Source organism: Sphingomonas sp., from assembly GCF_025353885.1.
Lineage (GTDB): Bacteria > Pseudomonadota > Alphaproteobacteria > Sphingomonadales > Sphingomonadaceae > Sphingomonas_O.
Window position 1 is genome coordinate 1 of sequence record NZ_JANXNX010000056.1, and the last position, 14,439, is coordinate 14,439.

General features: G+C 63.9%; 23 protein-coding genes. 17 read left to right on the forward strand and 6 right to left on the reverse strand.

The window, feature by feature from the left end; all coding sequences use genetic code 11:
* Nucleotides 1-48: 48 nt before the first annotated feature.
* Nucleotides 49-729 (reverse strand): DUF4893 domain-containing protein, encoded by a 681-nt coding sequence (locus Q0R02_RS05770; protein WP_293881566.1) that lies wholly within the window; start codon nucleotides 727-729, stop codon nucleotides 49-51.
* A gap of 246 nt (nucleotides 730-975) precedes the next feature.
* Here Q0R02_RS05770 and Q0R02_RS13790 point away from each other — a divergent pair, with 246 nt between their 5' ends.
* Nucleotides 976-1,254, forward strand: a complete 279-nt coding sequence (locus tag Q0R02_RS13790; protein WP_367271434.1) for a PilZ domain-containing protein — start codon at nucleotides 976-978, stop codon at nucleotides 1,252-1,254.
* Here Q0R02_RS13790 and Q0R02_RS05780 read toward each other — a convergent pair.
* The gene (locus tag Q0R02_RS05780; RefSeq protein WP_293881568.1) at nucleotides 1,251-1,472 is read right to left on the reverse strand and encodes a hypothetical protein; all 222 of its coding nucleotides are present in this window, start codon (nucleotides 1,470-1,472) and stop codon (nucleotides 1,251-1,253) included. The two genes, Q0R02_RS13790 and Q0R02_RS05780, sit on opposite strands and share 4 nt — an antisense overlap.
* Before the next feature lie 64 nt (nucleotides 1,473-1,536).
* Between Q0R02_RS05780 and Q0R02_RS05785 the strand changes: the two genes are divergently transcribed.
* Genes Q0R02_RS05785 through Q0R02_RS05810 form a run of 6 tightly spaced genes read left to right on the forward strand, consistent with a single transcriptional unit; the run spans nucleotide 1,537 to nucleotide 5,234 of the window.
* A complete protein-coding gene (locus Q0R02_RS05785) occupies nucleotides 1,537-2,145 on the forward strand; it encodes a hypothetical protein (RefSeq protein WP_293881569.1) in 609 nt (202 codons plus the stop codon).
* A gap of 39 nt (nucleotides 2,146-2,184) precedes the next feature.
* A complete protein-coding gene (gene crcB / locus Q0R02_RS05790) occupies nucleotides 2,185-2,559 on the forward strand; it encodes a fluoride efflux transporter CrcB (RefSeq protein ID WP_293881570.1) in 375 nt (124 codons plus the stop codon).
* The gene (locus tag Q0R02_RS05795; protein ID WP_293881571.1) at nucleotides 2,556-3,668 is read left to right on the forward strand and encodes an RluA family pseudouridine synthase; all 1,113 of its coding nucleotides are present in this window, start codon (nucleotides 2,556-2,558) and stop codon (nucleotides 3,666-3,668) included. The genes crcB and Q0R02_RS05795 overlap by 4 nt, the downstream gene beginning before the upstream one ends.
* 11 nt (nucleotides 3,669-3,679) lie before the next feature.
* Complete coding sequence (locus Q0R02_RS05800; protein ID WP_293881572.1) at nucleotides 3,680-4,336, forward strand: HAD-IA family hydrolase; 657 nt, start codon at nucleotides 3,680-3,682, stop codon at nucleotides 4,334-4,336.
* Nucleotides 4,333-4,554, forward strand: a complete 222-nt coding sequence (locus tag Q0R02_RS05805; protein WP_293881573.1) for a hypothetical protein — start codon at nucleotides 4,333-4,335, stop codon at nucleotides 4,552-4,554. The genes Q0R02_RS05800 and Q0R02_RS05805 overlap by 4 nt, the downstream gene beginning before the upstream one ends.
* The gene (locus tag Q0R02_RS05810) at nucleotides 4,551-5,234 is read left to right on the forward strand and encodes an ATP12 family chaperone protein (RefSeq protein WP_293881574.1); all 684 of its coding nucleotides are present in this window, start codon (nucleotides 4,551-4,553) and stop codon (nucleotides 5,232-5,234) included. The genes Q0R02_RS05805 and Q0R02_RS05810 overlap by 4 nt, the downstream gene beginning before the upstream one ends.
* A gap of 3 nt (nucleotides 5,235-5,237) precedes the next feature.
* Here Q0R02_RS05810 and gmk read toward each other — a convergent pair whose 3' ends face one another.
* The 4 genes from gmk to Q0R02_RS05830 all read right to left on the reverse strand — a co-directional run bounded on the left by gmk (nucleotide 5,238) and on the right by Q0R02_RS05830 (nucleotide 8,130).
* A complete protein-coding gene (gene gmk / locus Q0R02_RS05815; RefSeq protein ID WP_293881575.1) occupies nucleotides 5,238-5,879 on the reverse strand; it encodes a guanylate kinase in 642 nt (213 codons plus the stop codon).
* A 51-nt stretch (nucleotides 5,880-5,930) separates the two neighbouring features.
* The gene (locus tag Q0R02_RS05820) at nucleotides 5,931-6,131 is read right to left on the reverse strand and encodes a hypothetical protein (protein WP_293881576.1); all 201 of its coding nucleotides are present in this window, start codon (nucleotides 6,129-6,131) and stop codon (nucleotides 5,931-5,933) included.
* A complete protein-coding gene (gene fumC / locus Q0R02_RS05825) occupies nucleotides 6,128-7,537 on the reverse strand; it encodes a class II fumarate hydratase (RefSeq protein ID WP_293881577.1) in 1,410 nt (469 codons plus the stop codon). The genes Q0R02_RS05820 and fumC overlap by 4 nt, the downstream gene beginning before the upstream one ends.
* 113 nt (nucleotides 7,538-7,650) lie before the next feature.
* Entirely contained in the window at nucleotides 7,651-8,130 is a 480-nt protein-coding gene (locus tag Q0R02_RS05830) for an SspB family protein (protein WP_293881578.1), read from the reverse strand.
* Between the two features lie 79 nt (nucleotides 8,131-8,209).
* On the opposite strand from Q0R02_RS05830, the gene hisB reads away from it, so the two are divergent.
* The 10 genes from hisB to Q0R02_RS05880 all read left to right on the forward strand — a co-directional run.
* Nucleotides 8,210-8,803 (forward strand): imidazoleglycerol-phosphate dehydratase HisB, encoded by a 594-nt coding sequence (gene hisB / locus Q0R02_RS05835; protein ID WP_293881579.1) that lies wholly within the window; start codon nucleotides 8,210-8,212, stop codon nucleotides 8,801-8,803.
* Entirely contained in the window at nucleotides 8,796-9,116 is a 321-nt protein-coding gene (locus Q0R02_RS05840; protein ID WP_293881580.1) for a YciI family protein, read from the forward strand. The genes hisB and Q0R02_RS05840 overlap by 8 nt, the downstream gene beginning before the upstream one ends.
* A complete protein-coding gene (hisH, locus tag Q0R02_RS05845) occupies nucleotides 9,113-9,724 on the forward strand; it encodes an imidazole glycerol phosphate synthase subunit HisH (protein WP_293881581.1) in 612 nt (203 codons plus the stop codon). The genes Q0R02_RS05840 and hisH overlap by 4 nt, the downstream gene beginning before the upstream one ends.
* Nucleotides 9,721-10,452 carry a 1-(5-phosphoribosyl)-5-[(5-phosphoribosylamino)methylideneamino]imidazole-4-carboxamide isomerase gene (gene hisA, locus Q0R02_RS05850; protein WP_293881582.1) on the forward strand — a complete coding sequence of 244 codons (732 nt, stop codon included), beginning with the start codon at nucleotides 9,721-9,723 and terminating at the stop codon, nucleotides 10,450-10,452. The genes hisH and hisA overlap by 4 nt, the downstream gene beginning before the upstream one ends.
* Nucleotides 10,449-11,207, forward strand: a complete 759-nt coding sequence (gene hisF / locus Q0R02_RS05855; protein ID WP_293881584.1) for an imidazole glycerol phosphate synthase subunit HisF — start codon at nucleotides 10,449-10,451, stop codon at nucleotides 11,205-11,207. The genes hisA and hisF overlap by 4 nt, the downstream gene beginning before the upstream one ends.
* 89 nt (nucleotides 11,208-11,296) lie before the next feature.
* The gene (locus Q0R02_RS05860; protein ID WP_293881585.1) at nucleotides 11,297-11,455 is read left to right on the forward strand and encodes a hypothetical protein; all 159 of its coding nucleotides are present in this window, start codon (nucleotides 11,297-11,299) and stop codon (nucleotides 11,453-11,455) included.
* 57 nt (nucleotides 11,456-11,512) lie between these two features.
* Nucleotides 11,513-11,830, forward strand: a complete 318-nt coding sequence (locus Q0R02_RS05865; protein ID WP_293881586.1) for a phosphoribosyl-ATP diphosphatase — start codon at nucleotides 11,513-11,515, stop codon at nucleotides 11,828-11,830.
* Nucleotides 11,831-11,832: 2 nt separating this feature from the next.
* Nucleotides 11,833-12,210 (forward strand): histidine triad nucleotide-binding protein, encoded by a 378-nt coding sequence (locus Q0R02_RS05870; RefSeq protein WP_293881587.1) that lies wholly within the window; start codon nucleotides 11,833-11,835, stop codon nucleotides 12,208-12,210.
* A gap of 68 nt (nucleotides 12,211-12,278) precedes the next feature.
* Nucleotides 12,279-13,883 (forward strand): amino acid permease, encoded by a 1,605-nt coding sequence (locus Q0R02_RS05875; RefSeq protein ID WP_293881588.1) that lies wholly within the window; start codon nucleotides 12,279-12,281, stop codon nucleotides 13,881-13,883.
* Between the two features lie 295 nt (nucleotides 13,884-14,178).
* Nucleotides 14,179-14,439 (forward strand): hypothetical protein (locus Q0R02_RS05880; RefSeq protein WP_293881589.1); only part of this gene is annotated, 261 nt, incomplete at its 3' end.

The following is a 14,439-nucleotide window of genomic DNA, read 5'->3' on the forward strand; positions in this document are numbered from 1 at the left end:
ATCCTTGCCGAGGCGCGACCACAACGCAGCGCTCCCTAGGACGCGCGCCTAGGGAGCCGACTTGGCCACCGGGTCCGGCGCGTCGGGCAGCAGTTCCATGACGTCGAGCTTGGCCTCTGGTGTCGATCCGGGCAGGACCATGCGCCAGCGAAAATCACCGATGCGTTCGACGACGCCGATCTGGTTGCTCATCGGATTGTCGCCATAGGGGGGCAGCGGGCCATCGGGCTGGGCAGAAACGCTGCCGAGGAAAACCATCCGCTTTTCGCCATCGTCCCACAGCCGTCCACCCGGGCGATGGGTTCCGGTCCCCTTCGTGAATGTCAGCAATGGGCCCTCGACCGCCACGAAACAGAAAAATGGCTTGAACGCCGCCCACGCCTTGGTGTGGTTTTCGTTGGTCAGGCCCAGTCGGACGACGCGGCAATGATAGACGCCGGGGGGCGGGGCCGGTCGCGGGAGGGCGGCGTTGGGGTCCAGCAGCGCGCCTTCGCTGGCAATTGCCTTGTCTCCGCCATGGGCGCGCACGTCGGCCAGCGCGGACTGCCAGTTGTCGCCGATCTTGCCGATCCTGTCGGCGTCGACATCGCTGGCGATCGCTTTCCAATCGTTCGGACGGCTATCGTCGATCACGGTCGTCGCGCCTGCGGATCGCGGTGGATGCACCCTTGAGCACCCCCCGGTCCCGAGGATGACAAGCACGGTCAGGACAGCAGAAGTGCGAAGCATGTGCCGATTTCCTTGTCGCCGCGCCGATCGAGCGGCACGCTCAAAATTGTTAACGATTTCTCAACCCAAAATATTACCAAATAGTTAACGCCGCAACTGCCGACTTTGGACCGACAGGTCATCGCGATAGAAGTCTTTGTATGCCCGCGAAATGAATCTGCTTGTTCATCATAAATTATTTACTGGAATAGGTTAGTGATCGCGACAGGGGGCCACTTTAAGATGACAAAGGCACTTTAATCGCCAATCGTAGCAGATGACCGGCGGCCCGACCGCGCCCATATTGCCGTCGCCGCTGGGCTGAGAACTGCCCGCGGCACGCGCCTGGCGATTACTGTTCGCAACATCTCGCTGAACGGTTTCATGGCAGAAGGCGGCAGGACGATGATGCCCGGCGCGCCAGTTGCGCTGGACATGAACGGAATCGTTATCGAGGCCCGGATCATCTGGAAACGCGCGGGCCATATCGGTGGTGCGTTTCTGCAACCGATCGATGGCGCGACGCTGATCGTGCTCGAAGCCTAAAAAATACCGCCGCCCAGCATCAGGCGACCTACACCGACCAAAATAACGATTATATTCAGGTTGCGCCCCGACCGGTGCGACGAAAATACACCTAAGACGAGACCGACCAGCGCAATAGGTATGACCAGCCAATAAGCCCAGCCAAAGAACGGCAAGAAAGCCGGAATCGCGAGCAACAGCGCAACTAGGCCGATCAGGATTGAGATAACATTGAACATGATGGCAGATTGGGAGCGGCGGGGCTTGCTGACAAGCCCCCGCGATGCGATTTGTCGTTACACCATGAAAATTGCCTCCGCCCTGCTGATCCTCGTCCTCGCGGGATGCGATGGCACCGTGCCCGACCCGCCGCGCAATTTTGCTGATCCTGCCGTTGCCGAGGCTCTGTCAGAGCCGCTGTTGACCGACCTCGACATGCACGGCGCCACTGCGCCCGATGCGATTGGCCCCACCACCCAGCCCGCAACGATGCAGATCCCGCCCGATGCGGTCGTCGATACCATCGGCGCAGCGACGCTGGGGCAGGTCGCCGCCGCACGCGTTCGCGAACCGGGATTTGCGGGCTGCAACCCGGCAATCGGCTATACGGCGCAATGGAGCCTGCGCCTGCCCCGGTGGCTCCAGTTGCCCGACGGCGCGCACCTGGCCGAAGCGGCGGGCAGCGATCGGCCCGGCTGTGCGCTGCGGATAATCCGGTTCGGGATGATCGGCACCCCGGCCCAGATGCTCGACCGTTATGCCGTGATCGCCAAGCGCGCCGGGTTCGGGATCGGTCGCGGACCTGCCATGCTGAGGGCGGCGCGCCTGGCCGATGGCGCTGCATTTCGGATCGATACGACGGCAGTTCCCAACGGCAGCCGCATTGACCTGGTCACGAACCGCGGGCGCTAAGGGTGGCGGGAATGCGTCGGGCGCGCTAGGCGCTGCATCATGCCCCCTCTCGTACTCACCATGATCGGTGGCGCTGTTGGCGCCGGAGCCCGCTATCTTGCCAGTTCAGCCGCCGTCCGCGCGATCGGGGTCCAGTTCCCATGGGGAACGCTTGCCATCAATATTGTCGGCGGATTCCTGATGGGCGTGCTGGTCGCGGCCTTGTCGCGTTTCGGCGATGACGGCGAACCGTGGCGGCTGTTTCTGGGCGTCGGTGTCCTCGGCGGTTTTACTACCTTCAGCGCGTTCAGCCTCGAAACATGGTCGCTGATCGAACGGGGCCAGGCGTTTCCTGCAATCGGCTATATCGCCGCCAGCGTGATCGGCTCGATTGCCGCACTTGCGCTCGGTCTCACATTGGTACGCATATCATGAGCACAGACGTTCGTCAGTTTACCGTAGCCGCCGATGACGACGGCATCCGCCTCGACCGCTGGTTCAAGCGACATCTCCCCGATTCGAGCTTCAACCTGGTGTCGCGCTGGGCGCGTACCGGGCAGTTGCGCGTCGATGGCGCCCGCGCGACTCCGGGCGACCGTGTCCTCACCGGGCAGGTCATCCGGGTGCCCCCCGCCGACGCCACGATCGCCCGCACCGCGTCCGAACGACCGACGCGCAAGGTCAGCACCCTGACCGAGGACGAGATCGAATTCGCACAGAGCCTGGTGATCTACCGCGACGATGCCGGGCTGGTCATCAACAAGCCGCCGGGCCTCGCCACGCAGGGCGGAACCGGCACGACCGAACACGTCGACAAGCTGCTGGACGCGCTGAATTATGAGCTGAAAGGTCGCCCGAAGCTGGTGCACCGGCTCGACAAGGATACCAGCGGCGCGTTGCTGATCGCCCGGACCCCGAAGGCGGCGGCGCATTTTGCCACTGCCTTTTCCAGCCGCACGGCGCGCAAGGTCTATTGGGCGATCGTGGTCGGCGTTCCCGAAGTGCATGACGGCATGATCGAATTGCCGATCGCCAAGCAGCCCGGATCGGGCGGCGAGAAGATGCACGTCGACGAGAAGGAAGGCAGCCCTGCCCGCACCCGCTACCGGGTCATCGAACGAGCCGGGAATGCCGCGGCGTGGGTCGAATTGCAGCCCTACACCGGCCGCACCCACCAGCTACGCGTCCACATGGCCGCGATCGGACACCCCATCGTCGGCGACGGCAAATATGGCGGCAAGGCAAGTTTCCTGACCGGCACCGTCAGCCGCAAGATGCATCTTCACGCGCGGCGCATTCGGGTCGATCATCCGGTCGAGGGCCAGATCGACGTCACCGCCGAACTACCGCCGCATTTCGCCGAAACGATCGACGACCTTGGCTTCGACATGGAACTGGCCGACGTGCTGGTGCTCGACGAGGTCAAGTTTTCGCAAACGGCAGAGGGCAAGCGCCGCGCCGCGCTGAACAAGGCGAAGTCGGCGCGCAAGGAACGCAAGGGCGAACGTCGTTCGCGCGGGCAGGAACGCAAAGGGGTGCGGTAGGTGATGCCCGCATGAACCGCCTTGCCCTGTTCGACTGTGACGGGACGCTGGTCGACAGCCAGCATACCATCTGCACCGCGATGGACGATGCCTTTATCGCCTCACGGCTCGACCCGCCGGGCCGGGCGGCGACGCTGCGCATTGTCGGCCTGAGCATTTACGAGGCGATACAGGCGCTGCTGCCAGAGGGCGATGACGCGCTTCACCGTCAGTTGGCCCAGGACTATAAGGCGGCGTTTCACCGGATGCGGGGCAACGGGCAGGTGGATGAGCCTTTATATGCGGGGATTGCCGAAACAATCGACGCCCTGGAAACGGCGGGCTGGACGCTCGGTGTGGCAACCGGAAAGTCCGACCGCGGTCTCGCCCTTTGCCTCGCCCACCACGGCCTGACCGACAAGTTTGTCACGCTCCAGACCGCAAGCCGCCATCCATCCAAGCCCCATCCCGCGATGATCGAAGCGGCGATGGCGGAGGCGGGCGCATCCCCGGCCACGACTGTCATGATCGGGGACACCAGTTTCGACATGGCCATGGCGGTGGCCGCTGGAACGCGGGCGCTCGGCGTCGCCTGGGGCTATCACCCGGTCGAAGAGTTGCACCACGCCGGAGCGGACGCCGTCGTTGCACACCCGCGCGAAATACCGGCCGCATTGGAGCCTGCATGACCGACCTGACGCCCGACCCTGCCCGGCCACGCTTTGTCATCCTCGCGCTGATCCGGCTCGGTGGCGTGCTGATCGCCTTCCTCGGCATCGTTGTCATCGCCAGGCGCTGGGTCGAACCGGCCGAGATCGTCGGCGGGGCCATGATCCTGGTCGGTGCGATCGACGTCATGGTCGTGCCGGCGATCCTCGCCCGCCAGTGGCGAACGCCGCGCCCGTGAAGCGGTTCTGGAAAGACGTCGCAGTCGCAGACCGAGCCATTCTACTAGACGGCAAGCCCCTGCGAACCCCGGGCCGGCTGCCGCTGGTCCTGCCAACCGAGGCGCTGGCGCACGCGGTCGCCGAAGAATGGCGCGCGGTGCAGACCGGCATCAGGCCGCACGAGATGCCGCTGACCGGCCTGTCCAACGCCGCCATCGAAAGGATCGCGCCGGACACCGTGACCTACGCCGCCGGGCTGGCCGCCTATGCCGAAACCGATTTGCTCTGCTACCGCGCCGACGCGCCCTCGCCACTGGTCGACCGGCAGGCTGCGGTCTGGGACCCGATCCTCGGTTGGGCGCGTACCCGCTATGATGTGAACTTTACCGTGACCACAGGAGTCATCCACCGCGCGCAACCGCCCGAAACGATCGCGCGCCTCGGCACCGCGATCGCCGCGCGCGATGCGTTCCAGCTGGCGGCACTGTCCCCGATCGTGACCATCGGCGGGTCGCTCGTCGTCGCGATGATGATCGCAGAGGATGCCATCGACCCCGACGCCGCCTTTGACGCCTGCCACCTCGACGAGCTTTGGCAGGCCGAACTGTGGGGCGAGGAATGGATGGCGGCGGACACCCGCGCCGCCCATCGCGCCGATTTCGTCGGAGGTGCTAAATTACTGGCGCTCCTTCGCACCTGACCGTCAGGAAGGGCGCGTCATGCTCCGGATGAAGCCGATCAGACTGGTCTGTCGGCTGCGCTTCAGACGTTCGGCGCACAGGATGGTCCTGACCTCCTCGAAGCAGCGTTCGACGTCGTCGTTGACCAGCACATAGTCATAGCCGTCCCAATGGCCGATTTCAGACGCCGCGCGCGCCATGCGGGCGTCGATCACGGCGGGCGCATCGGTCGCGCGCGCAATCAGGCGACGGTGAAGTTCATCCATCGACGGCGGCAGCACGAAGACACGGACCACGTCACCACCCGCCTGCTGGTAAAGCTGTTGCGCGCCCTGCCAGTCGATGTCGAACAGCACGTCGCGTCCGTCGGACAAAATGTCATCGACGGGTTTGTGCGGCGTCCCGTAGCGATGGTCGAAAACATGCGCCCATTCCAGGAAATCGCCGTTCGCCACCATCATGCGAAAGCGTTCCAGATCGACGAAGTGATAATCGAGGCCATCGACTTCGCCGGGCCGGATCGGGCGGGTGGTCGCCGATACCGACATCTCTAACCCTTCATCGGCGGCCAGCAACTTACGCGCGATGGTGGACTTACCCGCGCCCGATGGAGACGACAGAACGAAGAGTAGGCCCCGGCGGGCGAGCGGGAAGGTGACGGGCATGGGCGCTCCTTCCCCAAAGCGCGGGGAAGGTCAACGCCCGGTCGTCGGTTTTCAAAGATCGGTAGAGGGGGGTGCGGTCCGTTTCATGATCGCACGAGCGGCAACCACGCCGCCGACCAGCAGCGCCAGCGGTCCGAGTCGACGTGCCGCACCGACCGTCAGCGCACCGATTGCAGCACCCTTCAGTCCACCTTCACCATCGCGCCGGTCGATCTTGCTCCCCACGATTGCGCCGAGAATCTTGCCAATCATCTGCCTGAACCTCCTGTGTTGCCGATCATGGTCTCAGGACGCACGAGGCGATCAAAGGTTGCGGCATCGACGACGTTCAGCGCCAGCGCGGCTTCTCGCAATGTCAGGTTTTCGTGATGGGCGTGTTTGGCGACTCTGGCGGCGTTATCATAGCCGATCTCGGGCGCGAGCGCGGTGACCAGCATCAGCGAACGATCGACCAGTTCGGCAATGCGCGCGCGATTGGGTTCGAGGCCTTCGACGCAACGGATCGCAAAACTGAGCATGCCGGTGCCGAGCAAATCGATCGAGCGCAACAGGTTCGCCCCTATCATCGGTTTGAACACGTTAAGTTCGAGATGGCCCTGCATCCCGCCGACAGTGATGGCCAGATGATTGCCCATGACCTGTGCCGCCACCATCGTCAGCATCTCGCACTGGGTCGGATTGACCTTGCCCGGCATGATTGAACTGCCGGGTTCGTTCTCGGGCAGGTTCAGTTCACCGATGCCAGCGCGCGGCCCCGATCCCAGCAGGCGGATGTCGTTGGCGATCTTGGTCAGCGCAACTGCCAGCGTGTTCAACGTGCCCGACAGGTGAACGATGGGATCGTTCGACGCTAGCGCCTCGAAACTGTTTTCCGCAGGCGCGAACGGCAGGCCGGTCAGATCGGAAATCGCCACCGCCATTTCACCAGCAAAGCCCGACGGTGCGTTCAGGCCGGTGCCGACCGCTGTCCCGCCCTGTGCAAGGCGGCACATCCCGTGGGCGATCGCGGGCTCGATCCGGCGACGGCACCGATAGAGCTGGTTCGCATAACCCGAAAATTCCTGCCCTAGAGTGAGCGGCGTCGCGTCCTGCAAATGCGTCCGCCCGATCTTGACGATGTCGGTCCACTCCCGCGACTTCGCCTCGAGCGATTGCTGCAATCGGTCGAGCGCGGGATAAAGCTTTCCCGTGACGGCGATCGCCGTCGCGACATGAAGCGCGGTAGGAAAGCTGTCGTTCGACGACTGGCTCATGTTAACGTTATCGTTGGGATGGACCGGCGTCTTTCCGCCGCGGACGCCCGACAGCGCTTCGTTGGCAATTCCGGCGACAACTTCGTTGACGTTCATGTTCGACTGCGTGCCCGACCCCGTCTGCCAGATGACGAGCGGGAATTGATCGTCATGCTCGCCCGCCGCGACTGAAGCCGCCGCCGACTCGATGGCGTCGGCGAGTTCGGCATCCAGCCCATGTGCGCGGTTCACCCTCGCCGCCGCCTGCTTCACGATGGCGAGCGCATGGACGATCTCGATTGGCATCCGCTCCCGCGCACCGAACGGGAAGTTTTCGATGCTGCGCTGAGTCTGTGCGCCCCAATAGGCGGTCGCCGGGACTTCGATGGGGCCGAAGCTGTCGGTTTCAGTGCGGGTTTCGGTCATATAACGTCCCGTCAAGCTGAACTTATTTCAGCACCGATCGTGACACGCCACGATCGGTGCCTAATGAAAAATGAATCCTGAAGCGAGTTCAGGATGACGACCTGTGGGGGTCGTTACTTCTTGCGCTTAAAATCTACCGAGACGACATTCGATCCATCCTCGACCGGTTCAAACGGCGCATCATTGCCCGCCGCGTCGTGTTCCGCCGGGCCGTCGGCATCGCCCGCGACCTGGAATTGCAGCGCGAAATTCACCGCCGGATCGACAAAGCCCGTGATCGACGAAAACGGCACGAACAGCCGCGCCGGGATGGCATTGAAGCTCAATCCCACCTCGAATGCCGCGTCATGGACCTTTAAGTCCCAGAACTTGTTTTGCAGCACGATCGTCATCTCGTCGGGAAAACGCGCAATCAGGTGCGAAGGGATGTCGACCCCGGGCGCACCCGTCTTGAATGTGATGTAGAAGTGATGCTCGCCGGGCAGCATCCCCTCATGCTGGATGCTGCCCAGCACGCGACCGACCACGGCGCGCAACGCCTCCTGGACGATTTCATCGTAGGGAATCAGGCTATCGGGCAGGGTGTCGGTCATATGTCGCCTTGGTGAACTTGTGGCGCGAAACGGTCAAGACGCGTTGCACAGCGATGATCAGCGGTTATAGGCACTGGCCATGCGCACAGGCTCGGTTCATCGCAAGACCAGTGAAACTTCCATCGACGTCGATCTGAACCTCGACGGCACCGGAATTTACGACGTCTCCACCGGAATTGGTTTTCTGGACCACATGATGGAGCAGCTTTCGCGCCATTCGCTGATCGACCTGACGCTGAAGGCAGTCGGCGACCTGCATATCGATCAGCACCATACCACCGAGGATAGCGGGATCGCCATTGGCGAGGCATTTTCGAAGGCGCTTGGCGAACGCAAGGGGATCACGCGGTTCGGCACCGCCTATGCGCCCATGGATGAAACGCTGACCCGGGTGGCGCTCGATATCTCGGGGCGACCGTTCTTTGTCTGGAAGGTCGCGTTGAACACACAGCGCCTCGGCGAATGGGATACCGAACTCATCGAGCACTGGTTCCATTCGTTTTCGCAAAGCGCCGGGCTGACGCTGCACGTCGAGAACCTCTACGGATCGAACAACCATCACATCGTCGAAAGCTGTTTCAAGGGGCTGGCGCGGGCGTTGCGGCAGGCGGTCGAGATCGATCCGCGCAAGGCCGACAGCATCCCCTCGACCAAGGGCACATTGGGTGGCTGACAGCTATGCGCGCTGCGATGCGCCGCTGTGCGTGGTCATCCTGACGTATCTGATCGATGTCCACGAAGTTGACGTTCACCGACCCGCCCATGTCGACTGGCTGAAGCTCGCTTACGATAACGGGGTGATGCTCGCGTCGGGGCGGCAGCGGCCGACGACCGGCGGCGTGCTGATATTTCGCGGCGACAAGGCGGCGGTCGAGGCGATCGTCGCGACCGATCCGTTTGTCCTGAACGGCGTGGCACGGGCGAAGGTCATACATTTCGTGGCGACGATGGCCGAACCCCTGATGGTCGAGGCGCTGGGCGCATGACAGCGGTCGCGCTGATCGATTATGGCGCGGGCAATCTCCATTCGGTTGCCAATGCGCTGAAAGCGGTAGGCGCCGACGTTTGCGTGACCGCCGACCCGAAGGACGTGCTGGCCGCGCGGCGGATCGTCTTGCCCGGGGTCGGTGCCTTCGCGCATTGCATGGGGGCCCTGTCCGGCATTCCGGGGATGATCGACGCGCTGGGCGACGCGGTCCTGAGGGTCGGGGTGCCCTTTCTGGGGATCTGCGTCGGGATGCAGTTGATGGCGGGCGAAGGTCGCGAACATGGGGTGACGCCGGGCCTTGGCTGGATCGCGGGAAGCGTCGGCCCGATTGCCCCCGCCCCCGACCTGAAGATTCCACATATGGGCTGGAACGACGTCACTGTATCGGGGCTGCATCCGGTCCTGCAAAGTGGCGAGGCGTATTTCCTGCATGGCTACGCCTTCGTCGCCGATGATCCCGGGCAGGTGCTGGCGCTGACCGATCATGGCGGGAGCATCGTGGCTGCGATTGGTCATGACAATATGCTGGGCGTGCAGTTTCACCCGGAGAAAAGCCAGGCTTACGGGCTGGCAACACTGGCGCAATTCATGGAGTGGCGACCGTGAGCCTGATCGTCTTTCCCGCCATCGACCTGAAGGGTGGGCAGGTCGTCCGCCTTGCTGAGGGCGATATGGACCGCGCAACCGTCTATGGCGACGACCCGGTGGCACAGGCAATGATCTTTGCCGGACAGGGCGCGGAGTATCTCCACGTCGTCGACCTGGATGGCGCGTTTGCGGGGCACGGCGTCAATGCCGACGCGGTCGCACGGATCGTCGCGGCGTTTCCGGGCCATGTGCAGGTCGGGGGCGGCATAAGGACGATGGCATCGGTCGAAGGCTGGTTCACCGCCGGGGTTTCGCGGGTGATCATCGGGACCGCGGCGCTGACCGACCCGCAGCTGGTGCGCGATGCGGCCGCGGCGTTCCCGGGCGGCGTGGTCGTCGGGGTCGATGCCCGCGACGGCTTTATCGCCACGCAGGGCTGGGCCGATGTTTCGGATGTCGAGGTCATCGACATGGCGCGGCGCTTCGAGGATGCGGGCGTGGCGGCCTTGCTGTTCACCGATGTCGGTCGTGACGGGATGCTAAAGGGGTGCAACGTCCAGGCGACGGTCGATCTGGCGCGGGCGACCGACATCCCCGTCATCGCCAGTGGTGGCGTGGCGGGGATCGGCGATATCCGGATGCTGGCGATCCATGCGAAGGACGGGATCGAGGGCGTCATTACCGGGCGCGCGCTGTACGACGGGCGTCTGGACCTGGCGACGGCCCTGACCCTGGCGGCACTTTGAGCGTCCGCGTCCGCATCATACCCTGCCTCGACGTTGCCGACGGGCGGGTCGTGAAGGGCGTGAATTTTGTCGACCTGCGCGATGCGGGCGACCCGGTCGAGGTCGCCCGCGCCTATGATGCGGCGGGTGCGGACGAGCTGTGCTTCCTCGACATCGGCGCCAGCCACGAGGGACGCGACACGATCATCGACGTCGTGCGCCGGACCGCCGAAGTCTGCTTCATGCCGCTGACCGTCGGCGGCGGGGTGCGGAGTGCCGACGACGCGCGAGCGCTGTTGCTGGCCGGGGCGGACAAGGTGGCGGTGAATTCGGCGGCGGTCGCGCGGCCCGAATTGGTGGCCGACATCGCCGAACGCTTCGGCAGCCAGTGCGTTGTCGCCTCGGTCGATGCCCGGCGGGTCGGCGATGGCTGGGAAGTGTTTACCCACGGCGGGCGCAAGGCGACGGGGATCGATGCAATCGGCCATGCCGTCCGGCTGGCTGACCTTGGCGCGGGCGAGCTGCTGGTCACCTCGATGGACCGCGACGGCACACGCGATGGCTATGACCTGGACCTGACCCGCGCCATCGCGGATGCGGTCGCGATCCCGGTTATCGCCAGCGGCGGCGTCGGGTTGGTAGAGCATCTAGTAGAGGGGGTTTTGGCGGGTCATGCCAGCGCGGTACTGGCGGCGTCGATATTTCATTTCGGTGATGTAACGATTGCCGAGGCGCGACGGGCGCTGGCGGCGGCGGGGTTGCCCGTCCGGTCTTAGGCGGTCCGGTCCCAGTCTGTCCCGAATCGGTATCGATTTCGGAGGCGCAACAACTGGCGACTCGGTCGGATATATGACAGGGCGGCACCATGACCCGTATGGTTGCCCTGATGGTAATGATTGGCACCGCCGCCCCCGCGCTGGCGATGGCGAGCATTGTGGTGCCCGAGCCTGGCGAGTTCGGCCTGTTTGCACTGGGCGTCGTCGGGCTGATGATCGGACGCCGGGCCAGCCGTCGCCGTCCTTGATCTTGGCGGTGATTTTCGGCCCTTGATTTTCCGGCTCGACCACCGCTTAACGAGCGCGTGACCGATATTCTGACCACCCTGTCCCGGACCATCGCCGCGCGCCGTGCTGGCGATCCGGCGACATCCTATGTCGCACGGCTGAATGCGGGCGGCGTGCCGCTGATGGCGCGCAAGCTGGGCGAGGAGGCGGTGGAAACCGTCGTCGCCGCGCTGTCGGGCGATGCCGATGACCTGACTGGGGAAGCCGCCGATCTGCTGTTCCACCTCCTGGTCCTGCTGGACGCGCGCGGCGTCAACCTTGCCGATGTCACCGCGGAGTTACAACGCCGCGAGGGCCAGTCGGGGATCGCCGAAAAAGCTGCAAGAAAGCCCTGATCATGCCGATCGACGCCACTCTGCCCTATGACGACCAGAACATCTTCGCAAAAATCCTGCGCGGTGAAATCCCGTCGAAAACCGTGTTCGACAACGACTTTGCGCTCGCCTTTCACGACATAAATCCGCAGGCACCGACGCACATATTGGTCATCCCGAAGGGGGCCTATGTCTCGTGGGACGATTTTTCGGCTCGCGCGCCCGATGCGGACATTATCGGTTTTGTGAAGGCGGTCGGCGAGGTCGCGCGCGCCGCCGGGCTGGTCGCGCCGGGATACCGGCTGCTGGCCAATACCGGGCTGGATTCGCATCAGGAGGTGCCGCACCTTCACGTCCATATTTTCGCGGGCGCATCACTTGGCCCGCTGCTGGCGCGCTAAGGGCTTGCCTACACGCGATTACTGGCTAGGCTCCCGGCCAATAACAAAAACGTAATGGGGGTTCCCGCATGATTTTCGACCGCGTCAAATCGCTCGACGCCATTCTTCTCACCGCCGAGAAAAAGGGGCTGCACAGGTCGCTCGGCGCGTTCCAGCTCACCATGCTGGGCATCGGTGCTGTCATCGGAACGGGTATCTTCGTCCTGACATCGGAGGCCGCGCAAAAGGCGGGGCCGGGCATGTTGTTGAGCTTCATCGTGGCGGGCTTCGTCTGCGCGGTCGCCGCACTCTGCTACTCCGAACTCGCCTCGATGGTCCCGGTTTCGGGATCGGCCTATACCTACACTTACGCGGTCACCGGCGAACTGCTGGCGTGGATGGTCGGCTGGGCACTCATCCTCGAATATGCGGTCGGCGCGAGTGCGGTCGCGGTCGGCTGGTCAAACCATGCGGTCGGGCTGATCAACGGGCTCGGCTGGAATTTCCCGGCGGCGATCAGCAATGGCGACGCGCTGATGGCGAAGGTATCGATGGCGTTCGGCACCACGCCGACGCCCGACCTGCTGACGGCGGCGCAGGTGGGGGGCTATTTCAACCTGCCCGCCGTGGTTGTCGCGGTGCTGGTCACCGGCCTGCTGATCCTCGGCACGACCGAAAGCGCACGGTTCAACGCCATCCTCGTCGCGATCAAGATCGCCGCGCTGACGGCGTTCATCGCGCTGACGATCCCGGTCATGAAGGCGGAGAATTTCACCCCCTTCATGCCGACCGGCGGCAGCGGTGTGCTGGGCGCGGCCGCCTCGATCTTTTTCGCCTATGTCGGCTTCGACGCGGTTTCGACGGCGGCGGAGGAAACCAAGAACCCACAGCGCAACGTACCGATCGGGCTGATCGCCAGCCTGGGCATCTGCACATTATTCTACCTGCTGGTCGCCAGCGGCGCGATCGGGGCCATCGGCGCACAGCCGGTCGCCAATGCCGCGGGCGTCGTCCTGTCGCCGGGTTCGGCCGAAATGGCGGGCCGGTGCGCGGCCATCACGGCCAGCGGCGTGCTGGAACCGCTGGTCTGTTCGAAGGAGGCGCTGGTCCACGTCCTTGACAGCATCGGCTGGCCGACGATGGGTCGGCTGGTCGGCCTTGCCGCCGTGCTGGCACTCCCCTCGGTCGTGCTGATGATGATGTTCGGCCAGACGCGCGTGTTCTTTGTCATGGCGCGTGACGGTCTGCTGCCCGCCAAGCTCGCCAGTGTGCATCCGAAGTTCAAAACGCCTTATGTCGTGACGGCGGTAACCGGCATCGTCGTCGCCTTTGCCGCTGCATTCCTGCCGGTCGGGAAACTGGCCGATTATTCGAATTCGGGCACGTTGTTTGCGTTCATGATGGTCGCCATCGCGGTACTGGTCCTGCGTCGCAAGGACCCCACGCGCAAGCGCCCCTTCCGCGTCCCCGCCGTAACGATCATCGCGCCAATGGCCATCATCGGCTGCGTCGGCCTGTATCTCTCGCTGCCGTGGCTCGCCATTCTGGTCTTGCCGGTCTGGGGCGGCATGGGGCTGATCGTGTATTTCCTGTACAGCCGCAAGCGCAGCCATGTCGGGCTGGGGCTGGACGAAAGCCACGAGGACGACGGCGATATTCCACCAATGCCGGGTGCGGCACCGCCGACTTATTAAAGATCCACGCCGTCACCCGCGTCGGCGTGTTGAGAGGGAATTTTCCGTCACCCCGTTTGGGTTTGGAAGCAATTTTCGCCCCTCTCTCGTCACCCCGGCGTAGGCCGGGTGGTAAACATAAAACCAATGTGAACGACGTTTTTTCCTACCGATGCCTACGATCTGATCGCTTGAGGGCTATTAAGCCTTTCGGACATCGACCGAAATGGACGGAGTTGAAAGAGATTGGCCGTCCGGCAGCTAACGCCCCAATAGGAGCCGTTGACGCTGCGGCTGATAGGCGCATGATCCAACGATGAGTAGGACAACCCTCGCTCGGCTGGTCGGCCTGATCGCAATCTTCTGCGGAATGCCCCTATATTGGTGGGCGTTCCCGCCGCGCCTGCCGGTCGGGACTGCTGACGGCACATACGTCAATCCCTGTTGCGGGTCGCTCAAGCTCCACAACGGACAAATGGTTTTCGGTCGCGGTCAGATGGTTAGCTACGTTGTCGAGCACGATAAGGTTAGCCGATATGTCCTACCGAGTTTATATGTTGGGGTATGGAGCGGAAAG